We start from the raw sequence: 18174 nt of genomic DNA on the forward strand, positions 1-18174 counted from the left end.
AGGAAGGGACAGATGGACAGCAAGTGTTTATCTGTCTATAAGGCATTTTATAGTTTGTCAGCATGAAGTCTTGCTAACTGCAAATTTTTAGATCATAATTTCACAAACGCGACAGAACCGGATTTTTCGGTATAAAAATCCTAAGCAATGATATCTACGTTACCTGTTGTTTTTATCAGAATTTCCGCTGAATTAATTGAATTCAAAGTTATTGATTTGGCATTCTAATAGTCGTTCAAAATAGAGTCAATTACTATCAGCATAGTATTTTGAATATCTTTTAAATTATTATTCAAAAATGGTATTTTCGCAAAACTTGTTCTCATAAATAATACAGCCTCTAAAGTTTTGTCTAATGCACTTGGAATTCCTTCTACGCTTTTAATTGCATCTTTTGTGAATTTATCGTTTTGAGAAAGTAAATAGTGAATCATTATTCCTTGTTCAAATGCAAACATTCCTTCTGCAAAAGTTTCTGCAAAATTTTGTTTTTGGTTTAGGTTTCTTTGTTTTGGTTTTAGGATTGTTGCTTTAAACTTAAGAGTTATAACAGGTGGCAGTCTTTTAATGCTAGAGTTCACTTAAGCAACGCTTTTGTATTGATTATGACTTAGTAGTTAATTTGATTGTTCATTAACAATCGTCTATTTAGGTAAGTGAAATGGATTTACTTCTTAAATAAGCAATAGAACTTTTTGATTGCATTCTTAAAATCTTCTGCACATCCACATTATCCTTTTGGGGAATCAAATAATTTTCTAAAGCCTCATAGTTTGTGATTTGTTCCGATCTATCAATAAAACCATAACCTAAATACACACTGTTCTTGATGAGAACGAAGGCCTCTTCTTCAGAATGCCTTCCTTTTTGTTTGATTACAAAATCTTTAGAGTTTTCAACGACATGTTTTATCGATTTTTGAACTCTTTTGTTATATTCTATGATTGGTTCATTTTCAAGGCAGATGCCATGGCATGTTTTTATCTTGTAATGTGAACATTGTGTAACACCTTCCTGTAAATGGCAGTATTTTGGGCACAGTTCAAATTGGGTGCAAAGGCTCTCCAAAAATTGTCTGCAATCTGTAATATTATAAAAAGTCAGTAAAGGGTTGGGTGTAGCCTTTAGAGTGTTGTATGCCAAATGAATGATGCCTTTTCTGTCTTCATAGCTAAATATGGCATAGGCTTTTGGATTTCGCTTTGAAGCTTGATTGTATTCTGGAAAGTATTGTTTTATTGCTGCATCTTCCATAAGAAGGGCTATAAGTTCACTACCGGACAGCTCAAAATCGATGTCTACTGTTTCCCTACAAAGATTGAGTTCCTTTTCTGTTTTATCATAGAAATGACCCAATACCCGTTTCTTTAAATCTTTTGCTTTACCAACATAAATTACCTTTCCTTTTTTGTTTTTAAAGTAGTAAACACCTGGTTCATTGGGAATATCATTAAATACAGAACTGGGTAAGTGTGGTGGCAATGTGGCTTCCTTGGAAGTTTTTTTAAGAAAATCATTGAACACGGTCTCTGAACCTTCGGAATTTAATAATTTTTCAAATAGGATGACCGTAGCTTCTGCATCACCCCGTGCCCTATGTCTGCCATTGATATCAATATCAAGTGCATGGCATATTTTTCCCAAGCTATAGGATCTATGCCCGGGAATTAATTTTCTGGACAATCGTACGGTGCACAATTTTTTTCTTCTAAAATCAATTCCAATAGCTTTGAACTCATTACGTATCACGTTGTAATCAAAGTTTACACTGTGCGCTACAAAAATTGTGTTCTCTGTAATGGCTAAAACATCATTGGCAATTTCTGGGAATGTAGGGGCATTGGCTACCATTAAATTATCAATGCCTGTTAAGGCAGTAATGTAATCAGGAATATAAGCTTCTGGATTGACCAAGGACGTAAACTCATCAATGATTTGCGTACCATCATATTTGAAAATAGATATTTCAGTAACCTTGTTTCCTTGGCCTGTGGTCTCAACATCAATAATGGTATACATCAGCGTTGCAGTTTTTCTAAAGCTTTCAGTTCTACCCCTAAATCATTGAACATCGAAATGATACTGGACAGTTTGAGTTCATGTTCGTCATACTCCTGGGTATTGATACTACATGTAAACTCCCAAATTTCAAGGACTTCATCCATAGGAACACTATAGTCGTGATATATTTTATTATCTGATATTAACAATAGGGAGTTATTTAGATCAATGTTGTTGATGACCCTTTTGTAGACCATGCCATCATTGAGTGTAACGAGCACATATGTTTTTCCACTTTTAATATCATTTCTGTCCTCAATGAAACGTCCCACAACGAATGAACCGTCTTTCATTGGTAACATAGAGTCTCCCTTTATGGGAAATGCCCTGTGCTTTCCTGTTGGCAAGAAAGGAAGCTTTATTTTTTCCAATTGTTCAATGTATTCGGGATCGTCATATCCTGCCAAATATCCAGCAGAGGCCTTTATGGGAACCACTTCTATAAGGTTTTCATTATCTGCATCTACCATGATGGGGAATAATACACGCTGGTTGCCAATCTCAATAAATGATGATTCTTTGGATTTTGTTAGGTCATTTTTAATAAGAATATCAACAGGGATCTTAAAATAATCAGATAGCTTAATAAGCAGTTCAATGGTAGGAGCAGAACGGCCTTCTTCATATGAACTGATACGTGAGCGCGTAACCTTCAAATCATCCGCTAAGGTTTCTTGGGTAAGACCCTTTAGCTGTCTCAGGTGTCGAATGTTTTTAGATATAATTTTCATAATGCTACAAATATAAGCAATAATTGCTCGTAAATGTAGCTAATTTTACAACATGAAGCAACAAATTCTGCACCTAGATCTGGATACCTTTTTTGTGTCCTGTGAACGATTGATCGATAGCCGTTTACAGAAGCGTCCTTTGCTTGTTGGCGGAACAGGTGATAGAGGTGTTGTTGCAGCCTGTAGTTATGAGACAAGGCGTTTTGGCGTGCATTCTGGAATGCCTATGAAACTGGCCAGGCGGTTATGCCCCGAAGCAGTTGTAATACGTGGAAATTCATCTATCTATACCAAATATTCACATCAGGTCACGGAGATTATCAAAGAAAAAGTACCCCTTTTTGAAAAGGCAAGTGTTGATGAGTTCTATGCCGATTTGAGCGGCATGGATACCTTTTTTGGGAGCTATAAATATGCCTCAGAATTGCGTACCATGATCATCAGGGAAACGGGATTGCCTATATCATTTGGTCTGTCATCCAATAAGATCGTTTCAAAAGTGGCCACTGGGGAAGCCAAGCCCAATAACCAGTTGCGGATCGACCCGGGTTTTGAAAAGCCATTTTTGGCACCGTTGTCCATTAGGAAAATACCTTCAGTAGGAGATAAAACGTACCATATCCTGCGAAATTTAGGGATTGACAGAGTAAGTGTCGTGCAACAAATGCCTGTCGAGATGATGACAAGTGTTTTGGGTGTTAACGGCACGACCATTTGGAAGCGTGCCAATGGACTGGACAATCCACCGATCATACCTTTTCATGAGAGAAAATCGATTTCAACGGAACGCACATTTGACAAGGACACTACCGATGTCGTAAAATTGCGTACGACCATATTTGCCATGGCAGAAAGCCTTGCCTACCAATTACGTAGGGGCAATAAGTTGACCTCTTGCATTAGTGTCAAGATCAGGTATTCAGATTTCAATACCTATTCCAAGCAGCTTAAAATTCCCTACACAAGCGCTGACCATGTGATAATCCCCAAAATATTGGAGCTGTTCGACAACCTGTACCAACGGCGCTTATTGATCCGATTGGTTGGGGTCAAGTTCAGCGATTTGGTCACTGGAAACTATCAGATCAATTTATTTGATGATACCGAAAAAATGTTGGGCCTTTACCATGCAATGGATACAATCAGGAACCGATTTGGGGAGCTTAGCATCCAAAAGGCATCCTCTATGGGTGCAAAAACCATAGGTCGTTTCCAAAACCCTTTTAATGGGGACCCACCCATATTGTTAGCTCATAGAAATAGGTAATGTATCTCAATTGCCATACATATTATTCATTGCGCTTTGGCACGTTCTCTGAAGTAGAGCTTTTGGAGATGGCTCATGCTTACGGCATGAAAAGTATTGCCCTAACGGACATAAACAATACTTCAGCCTGTCTAAACTTCATAAGGAAATCCAAGGAGTTTCATATCAGGCCAGTAGTGGGGATTGATTTCCGTAATGGAGCCAAACAACAGTTTGTGGGACTGGCCAAAAACAATGAAGGCTTTTATGAACTCAACAGGTTTTTGTCCAGGCATTCACATGGCAAACTTAAAATACCTGAAAAAGCACCAATCTTGGATAATACTTATATGGTCTATCCATTGGAGCAGGTCATGCAATTGGAAAAAACAAAATTCATGGAACATGAGTTTATAGGGGTCAGTATAGAGGATTTAAAACGTTTGCCGTTTACCATTTATAAGGATTTTGGAGACAGGTTGGTATTGCAGCAACAGGTAACCGTTCGCAATAAACGGGATTTTAATGCCCATAGATTGTTACGTGCCATAGACAACAATACCTTATTGAGCAAGCTATCAAAATCCGAGGAGTGCAAAGAAACAGATAGAATGTATGCATTGGGAGAACTGAAAAATAAATTTCAGCTTTTCGATCATATCCTGAGCAATACCCAAATGTTATTGGATAATTGTTCCATTCAATTTGATTTTGGACATGACCGTATTTCACAAAACCAAGGCCTTTATCTTGATAGCGAAGAAGCGGATTTTGAAAGATTGAAAGAACTCTGTGCAAGAGGCTTTCCAAGACGCTATTCCAATCCAACCAAAAAGATTGAGGAACGTATAGAGATCGAATTAAGAACCATTAGGGAAATGAAATTTGTTTCCTATTTTCTCATAAACCACGACATCGTCAATTATTCCAAACAAAGAGGATTTGTTCATGTTGGTAGGGGAAGTGGGGCCAATAGCATTGTGGCCTATTTGTTGGGAATTACCGATGTAGACCCTATAGAACTGGATCTGTATTTTGAGCGTTTTATAAATCCATATAGGACATCGCCACCTGATTTTGATATTGACTTTTCATGGAAAGAGCGAGAAGAAGTCACCCAATATATTTTCAGCCGTTTCAAAAATGTAGCCCTTTTGGCAACCTACAACACTTTTAAGTATCGTGCAGTAGTTAGAGAGTTGGGAAAGGTATTTGGTTTGCCTAAAGAGGACATTGATAAGATAAGTGTTGGTAGGTTTCAAAAGCCGGAACTGGATGAGTTTGGTCATTTGGTCTTAAAATATGGAAAGTTGATCGAGGGGTTTCCAAACCATTTGAGCGTGCATTCCTGCGGGATCCTGATTTTGGATAAACCAATCCATTATTTTTCGGCAACGGACTTGCCACCTAAAGGTTTTCCTACGGTTCAGTTTGATATGATCATTGCAGAAGACGTTGGTGTTTTCAAGTTTGATATTTTAGGGCAGCGCGGATTGGCCAAAATTAAGGATGCCCTTGAAATCATCAGGTACAACAAACCAGATGATCCCATTATAGATATTACAGAAGTTGAGAAATTTAAAAAAGACCCCAATGTCAATGCATTGCTGAAAGGAGGTAAGGCAACAGGTGCCTATTATGTAGAATCCCCAGCAATGCGTGGCCTGATGCAAAAGTTGCAGACACAGGATTATTTAGGATTGGTAGCGGCAAGTTCAATCATCCGTCCAGGTGTGTCCAGTTCAGGAATGAAGCAGGAGTTCATTATAAGACAGCGCAATCCCGAAAGACGAAAACAAGGGCATCCCATATTGTTGGAAATAATGCCAGAAACCTATGGTATCATGGTCTATCAGGAAGATGTACTTAAAGTAGCCAATCAGTTTGCTGGACTTACATTGGGAGAAGCCGATGTTTTAAGAAGGGGCATGAGCGGTAAGTTTAGATCACGTGCCGAGTTTGTAGCGGTCGAAGAAAAGTTTATTGCCAATTGCAGGCAAAAAGGATACGGCGATCATTTGATTTTTGAGGTTTGGGACCAGATAAAGAGTTTTGCTGGTTATGCGTTTGCCAAGGGACATTCGGCATCCTATGCTGTGGAAAGTTACCAGAGCTTGTTCTTGAAGTGCTATTATCCATTGGAGTTTATGGTGGCCGTTTTAAACAATGGTGGCGGGTTTTATAGCACAGAACATTATATCCATGAAGCTAAACACTGTGGCGGTAGGGTGGAAGCCCCTTGTATCAATAACAGTGACCATCCTAATTTCATAATCGGGGATACCATTTATTTGGGATTTGGGTATTTAAAAAACCTGGAGCAGTTTACAATAAAACGACTATTGACTGAACGTCAGCTCAATGGAAAGTACAAATCCTTGGATGATTTTATTGATAGGGTCACGATCAGTATAGAACAACTGACCATTTTGATTAGGATAGGTTCTTTTAGGTTTACCGGGGTACCAAAAGAGGAGCTGTTATGGCAGGCCATTTTTAAGCTTAATACCCATTCGATTAGAACAGGGCAAAAGAAACTCTTCAGTCCCAACCATAAAACATTTGTATTGCCCCAGTTCACTTCAAGCTGGATCGAAGAGGCTTATGACCAAATGGAGCTTTTGGGATTTCCATTATTTGACTATTTTAATTTGATAAATGAACCTTTGAGGCCCCATATCATGGCCCAACAAATGGAAGATTATGTCAAAAAAGAAGTTGTCTTATATGGTAAGTTGGTAAACACTAGGTTCCATAAGGCATCCAATGAAAAGATCATGCGTTTCTGTACGTTTGTGGACGAAAAGGGAGACTATTTTGATACGGTGCATTTCCATAATGTGGTAGAAAAATATCCCATTCACGGTATCGGGGTTTATGAATGTATTGGCAAGGTCATAGAAGAATTTGGGTTTTGCAGTATAGAAATCACCAGAACAAAAAAGTTGGCACTAAAGCCCGATCCTAGATTGAATTAAAATATTTTGTATTTTCATGAAAGTAAAATATAAATCATGTGCTTTCAGATTTCTATTTGGCATAAGCCAGAATATTGGGAAAAGGAGTTTAAGGTCAAAATAAGTGATGAAAGATTAAGACCTGTAATTGGTGGACCCCGGTATCATATAAATGGATTTTCACATCCAAATGTTTTGGTGATACCACAAGAGAAGCCAAATGTTCTTGCTCCAGGGGTTTGGGGAATAGTCTCCAATGATAGACAACCTGATCAAATTAAGCCATATTACAAAGAGTCCGTGAAATATGGCTCTGGTCTAAATGCACAATCTGAAAAACTGTTCAACCATTTTATATACAGGGAATCTGTCATGCAAAGGCGTTGTGTCATTCCAGTAGATGGTTTTTTTGAACCACATGAACATGATAAGAAAAAGTATCCATTTTTCATTAAGGATAAAGAGGATATGGGTTTGGCTTTAGCTGGGATATATAATGTTATAGGAACCTATATCACGTTCAGTATCCTTACTAAAAAGGCCAGCCCATTATTTGAAAAAATCCATAATGTAAAAAAAAGGCAACCACTGATATTAAGTTTTGAAAATATTGATAAATGGCTTTCGGAAGATCTAAGCAAAGATGACATAAAGGAATTGGTCAATCTAAACTATAGAGATGAACATTTGGACGCCTATTCCATCAGTAAAGACCTATATAAACCAAAAATTGATAGTAATGTGAAGGAAATCACCAATAAAATTTACTATCCAGAACTAACTTCGTTATTTTAATGTCCAAAGAAAACAATAGGATAACCGTACCTACCCTTTTAAATTTATATGCCAATAGCCTGTCATCCACAATGGATGGTCAACTTATCATCGTTGAGGGTTTTTTTTCTGATAATAATAACAAGCTTTATGGTCAGTATTACTATGACGAAATAATAAGCAAAGAGAAACAACACAGGATAACGATCCAGGTTACACAAAGTGTAAAATCAAAACTAGCACCTGGCAGTTATTATAATTTTCAAGGTTATGTTACAAGAGGGCAATCGTTGGATAACAGCTCAAGGTTGAGTGTTTATTTTAGGGTGACCAAGATACTAGAGCACAAGGAAGAGGTGCAAATTGTCTCTAAAGTTGAATATGACATCATACGCGCAAGGTTTGACAGGGAATTTCCAATAATACAGGATGTGCTCCTAAAAAAAATAGAACGCGAACAAAAACCAACATTGGACATCATAACCGGAATCCAATCCACTTCCCAGGAAGATTATTCAAACCAACTGCAGGATAGGGATTACTACAACATTAGGCACCATCAGTGCAATCTGACATCAAGTGCTGAGCTAGTGAATTTTTTAGGGACACATGATTTCAATGGTTCTGATTTGATTATAATCCTAAGAGGGGGTGGAAGTGGATTGGAGATTTTCAATGAGATTGAACTGTGCAGGAAAGCTATAGAACTGCCCATTCCTTTTATAACCGGTATTGGCCATGAACAGGATAAAACCCTTTTACAGCGGGTTGCTGACATGGGGTTATCGACGCCGACTGCTGTGGGTACGTTTCTCCAAAAGATTGTGAATTCACATAAAGAGCGGTTAAAACTGATAGCCAATAAGGATTCAGAAATGCAGATCTATAAAAAAGCTGCTGAGAGTGAAAAACTGCTTTTGATGAACCAGATAGCTTCCCAGAAAAGGTCTCTGAATTTGTTCATGGTAATTGTTATTGTCCTTATCTTCGCCGTGCTTTATTTAATATTAAAAGGGAAATGACTTTAAAAGAATTTAATGGTTTGGGTTATGAGGAAAAGCTGTTCATCGTAATGGACAAAGGTGTATTCCTTGATAATTATGTTACTACAGACATTCGCATGAACCTTTATGCAATAGATAGGTTTTACGTGGAGCTTGTATATGATTCAGAACAGAACAAAATAATTGAGGCCAGGAGTTTCAGCCATGGGGCAGAGCTGGAAAAGTATGCAACCAATTTAAAAATGGATTATTGAAATATATTATGAGAGACCTATATTTTGTGCTGGCATTGCTAATCAGTTTACCTTTATTCAGCCAAAAACTATATGATGATGATAGGATAAGCATTGAATACATGTCATCGGACAAAGTCTCCAATAAGTTGAATTTAAATTCCTCTACCAAAATAAAGGGAGATGGCGTTCAAAAGATCAGTGTCAAGTGCAAGATTAAATCCCTGAACAAAGAAAGAATAGACATCAATAAGTTTTCTCTTTTGGATACGGTCAATAAAATCAGGTACAGGCCAACAGATGTGTCCTTTCAACCGGTAGCGGGATATATGAGCTATGGTAAGCTGTTGAAATCTGACATAAAGAAGAAAGGGCTTGTAGGGTATTATAGGTTGGGAGCAGTATATGACCCTGAAATAAGGGATACTTTTGAGGATTATGAATTTGATGGCTATAAGGATTTCTCCATGTGCTTTAATTTTTGGACCAAAAAGGACCCGTTGCTTTCATATATTTATTTTCAGCCACATAAATTCAAACAGTTCAAGGCATTATTGTTCTTTCCTTTACTAGTGGAAGCCAATAATCCAGAATTGGTTCTGTATTATGGTTATGAGAATATAGCAGAGGTAAAACTTGAATAGCTTCCTAGAACCAAGCAATTTTTTATATACGCATTGTAGCTCAAGGAAAAAGTAAAAAATTAGCGATGTTAGCCTTGTGCAATAAACTATTAAAACAATCTTTTGCAATTGCTAAATCAGGAATGCCATACAATGAAAACTTTGTTTCAAAATTAGTCTAAAAAGATTTGTTTTTTAGCTCAGTTCTTCTTAAGGCGGTTAGGGAACTTTCCCAAAACAATCAAAAACTCTATAGTTTGGTTCAGAACGACTTACGCAATATTTTGAGTTCACCATTTATAAAACCTGAAGAAGTCAGTCGTATATCAGAATCCTTCAATACCATTATTGAACAATCATTGGAGGATTTAGACTTTATAAATCAGATTTTATCGAGTGACTCTTTAAAAATGACTGATGCAGAACGTACAGAATTTTTAAAGTCAAAGGAATTACAATCCAAGGAAATGGTGGTTGAAATTGAACAAAAAACCAGAAGGTATTTGGAAATAATAGCCTTTAGGAGTATGCAGGATAAAATCAATAATAGAGAAAACAGTTATTAGGGATGTCAATAGGATTGGAATATGTAGATGCCGTGTTTACTACGATAAAGAACAGTGATTTCTCCCAGTATACCATGACTGGAATGAAAACTTTGGCGATTCTATTTTTTCTGATCAATATCCTTAAAAAGTATAATGAAGGTGTTGTCAATAATGACGGATATACTTGGGGATTGACCCCAACAGAGCTCGCAAAGAATTTTGCCGTGGTGATTCTTGTCATTTTTTCCAGTCAGGTGCTGAATGTTTTTGATACAATTTTGGTGGCGATTGAGACCCAATATAGGGACACGGCTCCAGCACTCCTTCCTTTGCAGATGCAAGATATTGATATTGAGCAGGATGTGGGTGCTTTGGAAGCCGCCAAAAAAGCAATGGCACTATTGTATGAAGCTTTGGTGACTCCATTATTTGGATTAAAGGTAGTAGCATTTATCATTGGACTGTTCTTGTGGTTATTGGATATATTCATTTATCCCCTGTTTTTGGCAGAACGATATTTTTTATTGGGAATCATGCAGGCCTTTTTTCCACTGGTGATCAGTTTGGCGGTTTTTGAAAAATTCAGATCCTTGGCATATAATTTTTTCAAACTCTATGCTGCTGTTTATATGCTAGTGCCTGCTTTTTTTCTTGTCAACGTATTTGTAAATAATTTATATACAGAGGTAAACACCAATTTTTGGTCCACCTTATTTGGGACGGATTGGGGCAGTCAATTTTTTGCTCCCCTTATTCAATTAGGGTCCATTGGGTTTATCGTATTGTTGAAATTCAAATTGTACAGGCGCTCAACGTCATTTGTTCTCAAGTTATTTGTTGGAGGCTAACATTTATTTTTTAAAAATCAAACAATGAAAACACCTTTTAGAAATATTTATTCTGTTTTAAGGCTGAACCGCATTATAGTATTGGCCGTTATTATCAGTACTACCATAGTCAGTGCTGTGTCAATTGTATTGGTATTAAAGTTTCATAAGGAAACTTTGGACCATGCTTTTGTCGTGAGTACTGAAGGGCAAGTGATCCCGTTGAAACTCGTAGACCAAAAGGAGAACCTTGAAGTAGAGGTATTGGCACATTTGGAACTGTTCCACAGGTATTTCTATAATATCGATGCAAGCAGCTATGAAAGGAATTTAGAGAAAGGACTGTGGTTAGGAAATAGTTCTGTAGATGCGTTGTACAGACAAAAAAAGGCAGATGGTGTTTATAATCGTTTGCTTCAGTATTCATTGGTACAAAAAGTCCTAAGTGTTGAATCGAAAATAGATATCCAAAAAAAGCCTTATGGATTTGAAACCATCACTATGTTTGAGGTCAATCGAGGAACAGTTATCGACACTTACGAATTAAAAACTACTGGCAATTTGATTCAGGTCGATAGAAATTTTCCGAAGAACACCCATGGGTTGTTGATTACTAATTTTTTTGAAAACAGCTTAAGAAAAATAGATTATTAAAAAACATTAACAATATTTAAAAAGAAATCAAATGAAACTAGAGAAAAACAAAATCGTATTTGCCTCTTTATTACTATGTGTAATTGTATTTATAGGGGTATACACCTTGCTGGTATTGGATGAAGAAGAAATGCCGGTTATTGAAAATAAACAAATTCCTGTGCCTAAATTGAAAGATGACCAAAAAATATTTGATTCTAAATTGGATGCTATCAATGACTTAAAGGAAGTTAAGCAAACCAATGCTCCAAGCATTTATGATGAACGATTATTGGATTCTACTGGGGTTTATGACCCTGATCTTTTGGATAAGGAAAAGCTTCGAATTGTGGATAGTATTTATAGCCAAGGTAGGATTCATTATTCTGAAACCCTCTATCAGAATGAAAACCTAAATGTGTCGGAAGAAAATGTGCTTAAGGAAGAGAAAATAATTCCTAAAGAAATGCTATTACCGACATCAATGGAAATTTCACTGGATCACCAATTGTTTTTTGCATCAAATCCTAAAAAAGGGATATCCCTAATGCCATCAGACACCGATCTGTCTTTTCCTGTTATAGTTGATGGCACTCAAACAGTAAAAGCAAATTACCGTGTGAGATTGAGATTAATGAAGGATGTTGTAATCAATAACATGGAAATTCCTAGAAACACCTTTATTTTTGGGTTTGTGAGTTTTCAACCTAACAGAGCCCTCATAGATATTGAGAATATCAACGGTCATCCTTTAAAATTAAAAGCATTTGATTTTCAGGATGGACAAGAAGGTATTTATGTCGAAAACACTTTTCGTGCGGATGCTACCCGTGAAGTGGTTGGGGATGTTGTACAAGACATAAATATCTCGGGTGTTCCTCAGGTTAGTGGCATCAAGAAGCTATTCCGGCGTAATAACAATAACACCAGAGTAACCATATTAAACGATTATCAATTAATTCTAAAACTGATACCATGAAAACTCTTCTCACAATTTTACTATTCCTTTCCACTTTTTTAGGGACCGCCCAAAAACATTTGGATACAATTTTTGCCAATGAAAAAATGAATGTTTCCTTGTTTTTTCCTAATCCGATTCGTCAGGGGATCACGGGTACGTCAAATTTCACATTCACCTATAATAGGGAAAGAGAACAATACTTTGGACTGTTACAAGCGACTCCTGGAGATGACAGCAATATTCTGGTGGTTACCACTAATGGCCAAGTCTATTCATATACCCTGAAATATGCCACTAAGGTACCCCAAATGAACTACTTCATTTCAGAAGATGAGAGTATTGGAAATGAAAAACCTAAGTTGGATTATACCGAAAGAGATCCTGACACCATTGAAAAAGTGCAGGGTAAAGAAAAATATTTTAAATGGTTCAGTGAAAATCTATTAAAACCAAAGCTGTCAAAAATAGCCTCTAAACAAAATCAAGGAATACGATTAAGGTTATTGAATGTTGCTTACATTAAAAATGAAGTATACATAGCTATGGAAATTAAAAATAAATCGGGGATTGATCTAGATTTGGACTATATAAATGTTTACAAGACCAATGAAAATAAAGGAAGTAAATCATCCTCCCAAAGGTTAAAGCAAGAAGTGGTCTTTAAATATGATTTACCTAGGCACATTATAAATAATGGCGCAAAGCATTTTGTTTACGTAATGCCTAAATTTGTATTAGGGGATAATGAAAGATTGCTTATTGAATTAAAAGAACTTAGTGGAAGTAGGAGGGTTGTACTGAAAACCAAACTATAGATTGGATGCATTATCAAGAGCTTCCTTTTGTTGGAATCTATCCCTTAAGGTTTTCATGTCTTCACTAACCTTTCTGTCCAATATTTTTGCATAGTGTTGTGTGGTTTTCAATGATTTATGACCTAGCATTTTACTTACTGATTCAATAGGAACTCCATTGGTCAGGGTAACTGTGGTTGCGAAGGTATGACGAGCTAAATGAAATGTTAGATTTTTATTTATTTCACATAAATCACCTATTTCCTTTAAATATGCATTCATTTTTTGGTTGCTTAAAACAGGCAAAACGGTACCGTTATTTAGCATTTCTGAATGTGCTTTGTATTTTTTAAGTATGGACTCAGCAGTAGGCAATAAGGGAATATTACTTCTTATATCTGTTTTGGCTCTATTGGTTTTAATCCAACGTTCTCCATCAATACCTATTACTAGATCGTTCTTTGACAATTTTTTGACATCAGCATATGCCAATCCAGTAAAGCAACAGAATATAAAAATATCTTTTACTATATCCAATCTAGTTGTATGAAATTCTTTCTCGACCATTTTTTGAATTTCTTCTTCAGTAAGAAACTCTCTGTCCACAATCTTTAAACGTGCCTTCCAATTATAGAAAGGATCTTTATTAATCCAATCATTTGCATAGGCAATGCGAATAATTTTTTTAAAGTTTGTAATGTACTTGATTGTAGTGTTGTGGCTACAATTACGTACTGTTTTTAAGTAATATTCAAAGCCATTTATGAATTTGTGATCTACCTCTCTAACAGGAATATCATTACTTTTATAATCTAGTCTGATATATTCTTCTATATGTTTTTTTGCAGTTTTATATCGCTCAGCCGTTCCAGGCGCAAAATCTTTACCTACTAACCTGTTCACTTTGTTATTATGGTCCTTGAAAATTTCTAAAAGCATTTTATTACTTGTATCTATTCCTAAATATAAGTTTTTTAAACCTTGGGCAGTAATGTGTTTCCCTTTATTGATCAATTGCTGTTCTATTGAATAGATTTTATTTTTTATGGTAGCTATGTGCCTGTTAATCTCTTGTGATTCATAGTTGTTGCCCCTGGACAAATTTGCATGTGAATTCCAATTGTTGACATGTATTTTTCGGTTAATGCTCAATTCAGCCCGTTTGCCATCCACAGTTATTCTTAAATATATATTGGCCCTTCCAAGGCTATCTGATTTGCTCTTTTTTATGTAAAAAAGTAAAGAAAATGAATTTATCATAGGTGTCATTTGCTATTCATCCTTGAATGTACGAAAAAATAAATGAAAGATTGTATTTGTAAAATGTTTATTATCAATATTTTACATGGCATTCGGTGTCACTTGGAAAGAAGGAAAAGTGACACCGAATTAGTCCCTTTTTTTTTGGTATTAAAAAGCTATATATGATATTATTGAAAATTAAAAACCCTGTAAACATTTAATTTACAGGGTTTTATAGGAATTTGGTTATATTCTGGCGGAGAAAGAGGGATTCGAACCCCCGGAGGTGTGACCCTCAACAGTTTTCAAGACTGCCGCATTCGACCACTCTGCCATTTCTCCAAAGTTTAGTCATATAAGCTATTGGCTTATTGCGGGTGCAAATATAGAATCCTTTTTTAATACTTTCAAATAAAAATACTAGTTTTTTATAAATAAATTTAAACTCTTTTACTGTTGATTATTTTGTATCTAAATTCCTTAAAAAGATAGTTTCAAACCTTACTTTTGTAAAACATTAAAGATTATTATGGATACCATAGAGCAATTGAGATGGCGTTATGCCACTAAGAAATTTGACAAAAACAAAAAACTGTCTAAACTCAAAATAGATACTTTAAAAGAAGCCTTTAATCTTACAGCAATGTCGTTTGGTCTTCAACCCATAAGTATGGTAGTTGTTTCAAATAATAAATTAAAAGAATCTTTAGTTCCTTATGCATATAATCAAAAGCAAGTCTCAGATGCTTCCCATTTATTGGTAATATGTATCCAAAGCGATGTTAATGAAGAAGATGTGAATAAGCATTTTGATAATGTTAAAATGATTCGAAATACTCCAGAAACTATTCTTGAACCTTATAGAAAGAATCTTATTAAGACTATACAGAAAATGAGTGTAGAAGAACGAAAAATATGGTCAATTAATCAAGCTTATATTGCTTTGGGAAATTTAATGACAGTTTGTGCTTTTGAAGAAATAGATTCTTGCCCAATGGAAGGATTTATTTCTGAAAAATATGACGAAATACTAAATTTAAGAGGAATGGGATTAAAGTCGGTACTATTGTTACCTGTTGGATACAGAGCAGAAGACGATATGTTTGCTTCTTTTAAAAAGGTTAGAAAGTCATTAGATAAAACAATTATTGAACTAAACTAAAATATAATGCCAGGATTCGAATTATTTGGAGAATTAGAGAGAAAAGAAGTTAATGATGTTTTAGATAGTGGTGTTTTAATGCGTTATGGCTTTGATGGCATGCGTAATGGTCATTGGAAAGCAAAAGAACTGGAAAGTGAACTCCAAAAGCAATTTCAAGTTAAGCATGCACAAGTAATTAGTAGTGGAACAGCTGCTGTATCCATGTCTTTAGCAGTTGCTGGAGTTGGAGCAGGAGATGAGGTTATTATGCCTTGTTTTACTTTTGTTGCCAGTTTTGAAGCTGTTATGATGCTTGGAGCCATTCCTGTTTTAGTTGATATTGATGATACTCTAACTTTAGATATTGAAGAAGTTAAAAAAGCAATTACTTCAAAAACTAAAGCTATTATGCCTGTCCATATGTGTGGAAGCATGGCAAATCTTGAAGCTTTAAAATCTATTTGTGATGAACATAAACTTGTTTTGGTTGAAGATGCGTGTCAGGCAATTGGTGGTACCTATCAAGGAAAAGCATTAGGAACATATGGTGATGTTGGCAGTCTTTCGTTTGACTTTGTTAAAACCATAACTTGTGGTGAAGGTGGAGCAGTCATTACAAATAATGATAAATATGCCCAGTTTGCGGACCATTTTTCCGATCATGGTCACGACCATATTGGAAATGACAGAGGCGCAGAGTCGCATCCTTTTTTAGGCTATAATTTCAGAATTTCGGAACTTAATGCTGCAGTAGGTTTAGCACAAATAAAACGCTTGAGCGATTTTATAGCTATTCAAAAAAAGCATTATACCGTTTTAAGAGAAGCGTTGTCTCAAATTCCAGAAGTTGTTTTCAGAACGGTTCCCGAAGGTGGTGAAGAAAATTATTCGTTCTTAAATTTCTTTTTACCAGATTTGGAAATAACTCGAAATATTTCAAAAGCTTTTAAAGATAATGGTATTGATAGTTGTTTTCATTATTATGATAACAACTGGCATTATGTTCGTAAATGGGAACATTTAAAAGAGTTGAAATCCTTATATCCAATTTCTGAAGAAGTTAAAGATGGTCTAAAATATCTTCAAACTAAATCATTTGAAAAATCAGATCATTTTATTGGCAGAAATTTATCTTGTTTGATTAAACTTTCTTGGACAGAAACTGAAGTAAAAGAAAGAGCTAATAAAATGGTAGAAATAATTAAAAATCTATTAAATAATTAATAGCTCACATATTCAACAATTTCTAAACCATAACCTATTAAACCTACACGTTTGGTTTGTTCGGAATTTGATATAATTCTAAGTTTATGAATATTTAAATCATGAAGAATTTGTGCGCCAATACCAAAATCTCGGTTATCCATATCAATTCTTGGTGCTTTTGAAATTTTGTTTGGCTTTTGATTGTTTTTCAAAAAATCCAAGCGTTTTAAAATGTTCATCGATTGGGTTTCTTGATTTATAAAGATAATAGCTCCTTTGCCTTCATCATTTATAACCTTAAACATATCATCCAATTGTTTGTCTACATTATTGGTTAAGGTGCCAAGAATATCATTATTTATCAAAGTAGAATTAATTCTTGTAAGAACATGTTCATTATCTTTCCAGTTGCCTTTAGTTAAGGCTATATGAATTTGATTGTTTGTAGTTTGTTTATAAGCTCTTAATCTAAAACTGCCAAACCTGGTTTCAATTTGAAAATCTTCCTTTTTTTCAATAAGAGAATCGTGTTGCATTCTGTAAGCAACTAAATCTTCAATAGAAACAATTTTCAAATCTAATTTATTAGCTATTTGAACAAGCTCTGGTAAACGAGCCATCGACCCATCTTCATTCATTATTTCTACTATAACTCCTGCTGGTTTTAAGCCTGCCAATCTAGCAAAATCAATAGCAGCTTCGGTATGTCCGGTTCTTCTTAAAACGCCACCTTGTTTAGCAACTAATGGGAAAATATGACCTGGGCGAGCTAATTCAAACGGTTTTGTATTTGGGTCAATAAGTGCTTTTATGGTTTTTGCTCTGTCGCTTGCTGAAATTCCCGTAGTGACTCCATTTCCTCTCAAATCAACCGACACCGTGAAAGCCGTTTCCATAGGGTCGGTATTATTTCTAACCATCATGTTTAGTTCCAATTCATTACACCTGATTTCAGTAAGTGGAGCACAAATAAGACCTCTTCCATGTGTAGCCATAAAGTTTATCATTTGTGGTGTAACTTTATCGGCTGCAGCTAGAAAATCACCTTCATTTTCACGGTTTTCATCATCAACTACAATGATAACTTTACCATTTCTAATGTCATCAATTGCTTCATGAATGGTATTAAGCTTGAATTGAGATAGGTTTGCGGATGTTTTAATTTCTGAAATCATGATGCAAAGATATTG

The 18174-nt window shown here is 35.5% G+C and carries 17 protein-coding genes, 1 tRNA gene and 2 pseudogenes; 14 read left to right on the top strand and 6 right to left on the bottom strand.

What is annotated here, in order from left to right:
* Positions 1–224 precede the first annotated feature (224 nt).
* The 3 genes from V8G69_RS10585 to V8G69_RS10595 all read right to left on the bottom strand — a co-directional run bounded on the left by V8G69_RS10585 (position 225) and on the right by V8G69_RS10595 (position 2792).
* Positions 225–581 (bottom strand): hypothetical protein, encoded by a 357-nt coding sequence (locus V8G69_RS10585; protein WP_394881891.1) that lies wholly within the window; start codon positions 579–581, stop codon positions 225–227.
* Between the two features lie 67 nt (positions 582–648).
* Complete coding sequence (locus V8G69_RS10590; protein WP_394882159.1) at positions 649–2022, bottom strand: exonuclease domain-containing protein; 1374 nt, start codon at positions 2020–2022, stop codon at positions 649–651.
* Positions 2019–2792, bottom strand: a complete 774-nt coding sequence (locus tag V8G69_RS10595) for an XRE family transcriptional regulator (protein WP_394881892.1) — start codon at positions 2790–2792, stop codon at positions 2019–2021. The genes V8G69_RS10590 and V8G69_RS10595 overlap by 4 nt, the downstream gene beginning before the upstream one ends.
* Before the next feature lie 52 nt (positions 2793–2844).
* On the opposite strand from V8G69_RS10595, the gene V8G69_RS10600 reads away from it, so the two are divergent.
* The 12 genes and pseudogenes from V8G69_RS10600 (at position 2845) to V8G69_RS10655 (ending at position 13413) form a co-directional block, all read left to right on the top strand.
* Positions 2845–4059 carry a DNA polymerase IV gene (locus tag V8G69_RS10600; protein ID WP_394881894.1) on the top strand — a complete coding sequence of 405 codons (1215 nt, stop codon included), beginning with the start codon at positions 2845–2847 and terminating at the stop codon, positions 4057–4059.
* The gene (locus V8G69_RS10605; RefSeq protein WP_394881895.1) at positions 4059–7016 is read left to right on the top strand and encodes a DNA polymerase III subunit alpha; all 2958 of its coding nucleotides are present in this window, start codon (positions 4059–4061) and stop codon (positions 7014–7016) included. Before V8G69_RS10600 ends, V8G69_RS10605 begins: the two co-directional genes overlap by 1 nt.
* A gap of 36 nt (positions 7017–7052) precedes the next feature.
* Positions 7053–7790, top strand: a complete 738-nt coding sequence (locus V8G69_RS10610; protein ID WP_394881896.1) for an SOS response-associated peptidase — start codon at positions 7053–7055, stop codon at positions 7788–7790.
* The gene (locus V8G69_RS10615) at positions 7790–8791 is read left to right on the top strand and encodes an exodeoxyribonuclease VII large subunit (protein WP_394881897.1); all 1002 of its coding nucleotides are present in this window, start codon (positions 7790–7792) and stop codon (positions 8789–8791) included. The genes V8G69_RS10610 and V8G69_RS10615 overlap by 1 nt, the downstream gene beginning before the upstream one ends.
* Complete coding sequence (locus V8G69_RS10620) at positions 8788–9027, top strand: hypothetical protein (RefSeq protein ID WP_394881898.1); 240 nt, start codon at positions 8788–8790, stop codon at positions 9025–9027. The genes V8G69_RS10615 and V8G69_RS10620 overlap by 4 nt, the downstream gene beginning before the upstream one ends.
* Before the next feature lie 242 nt (positions 9028–9269).
* Positions 9270–9650 (top strand): hypothetical protein, encoded by a 381-nt coding sequence (locus V8G69_RS10625; RefSeq protein ID WP_394881899.1) that lies wholly within the window; start codon positions 9270–9272, stop codon positions 9648–9650.
* A gap of 23 nt (positions 9651–9673) precedes the next feature.
* Positions 9674–9811: pseudogene (locus tag V8G69_RS10630) on the top strand (IS110 family transposase); the annotation flags it as partial.
* A gap of 27 nt (positions 9812–9838) precedes the next feature.
* A pseudogene (locus V8G69_RS10635) lies at positions 9839–10195 on the top strand (conjugal transfer protein); the annotation flags it as partial.
* Positions 10196–10197: 2 nt separating this feature from the next.
* The gene (locus V8G69_RS10640) at positions 10198–11025 is read left to right on the top strand and encodes a hypothetical protein (RefSeq protein WP_394881900.1); all 828 of its coding nucleotides are present in this window, start codon (positions 10198–10200) and stop codon (positions 11023–11025) included.
* A gap of 24 nt (positions 11026–11049) precedes the next feature.
* Entirely contained in the window at positions 11050–11658 is a 609-nt protein-coding gene (locus tag V8G69_RS10645) for a conjugal transfer protein TraK (protein WP_394881901.1), read from the top strand.
* 31 nt (positions 11659–11689) lie between these two features.
* Positions 11690–12616 carry a conjugative transposon protein TraM gene (gene traM, locus V8G69_RS10650; RefSeq protein ID WP_394881902.1) on the top strand — a complete coding sequence of 309 codons (927 nt, stop codon included), beginning with the start codon at positions 11690–11692 and terminating at the stop codon, positions 12614–12616.
* Complete coding sequence (locus V8G69_RS10655; RefSeq protein ID WP_394881904.1) at positions 12613–13413, top strand: DUF4138 domain-containing protein; 801 nt, start codon at positions 12613–12615, stop codon at positions 13411–13413. Before traM ends, V8G69_RS10655 begins: the two co-directional genes overlap by 4 nt.
* Here the strand turns inward: V8G69_RS10655 and V8G69_RS10660 are convergent.
* Together V8G69_RS10660 and V8G69_RS10665 are read right to left on the bottom strand one after the other, a co-directional pair.
* Complete coding sequence (locus V8G69_RS10660; protein ID WP_394881905.1) at positions 13408–14652, bottom strand: site-specific integrase; 1245 nt, start codon at positions 14650–14652, stop codon at positions 13408–13410. The two genes, V8G69_RS10655 and V8G69_RS10660, sit on opposite strands and share 6 nt — an antisense overlap.
* Positions 14653–14888: 236 nt before the next feature.
* A tRNA-Ser gene (locus V8G69_RS10665) sits at positions 14889–14976 on the bottom strand.
* 187 nt (positions 14977–15163) lie between these two features.
* Here V8G69_RS10665 and V8G69_RS10670 point away from each other — a divergent pair.
* Both V8G69_RS10670 and V8G69_RS10675 read left to right on the top strand, forming a co-directional pair.
* Positions 15164–15796, top strand: coding sequence for an NAD(P)H-dependent oxidoreductase (locus V8G69_RS10670; RefSeq protein WP_394881906.1), 633 nt, complete (start codon positions 15164–15166; stop codon positions 15794–15796).
* Positions 15797–15802: 6 nt separating this feature from the next.
* Positions 15803–17002, top strand: coding sequence for a DegT/DnrJ/EryC1/StrS family aminotransferase (locus tag V8G69_RS10675; protein ID WP_394881907.1), 1200 nt, complete (start codon positions 15803–15805; stop codon positions 17000–17002).
* Here the strand turns inward: V8G69_RS10675 and ribB are convergent.
* Positions 16999–18159: a 3,4-dihydroxy-2-butanone-4-phosphate synthase gene (gene ribB, locus V8G69_RS10680; RefSeq protein ID WP_394881909.1), complete on the bottom strand. Its 1161-nt coding sequence runs from the start codon at positions 18157–18159 to the stop codon at positions 16999–17001. The two genes, V8G69_RS10675 and ribB, sit on opposite strands and share 4 nt — an antisense overlap.
* Between the last annotated feature and the right edge of the window lie 15 nt (positions 18160–18174).

Source organism: Gaetbulibacter sp. M235 (genome assembly GCF_043876835.1).
Classification (GTDB): Bacteria; Bacteroidota; Bacteroidia; order Flavobacteriales; family Flavobacteriaceae; genus Yeosuana.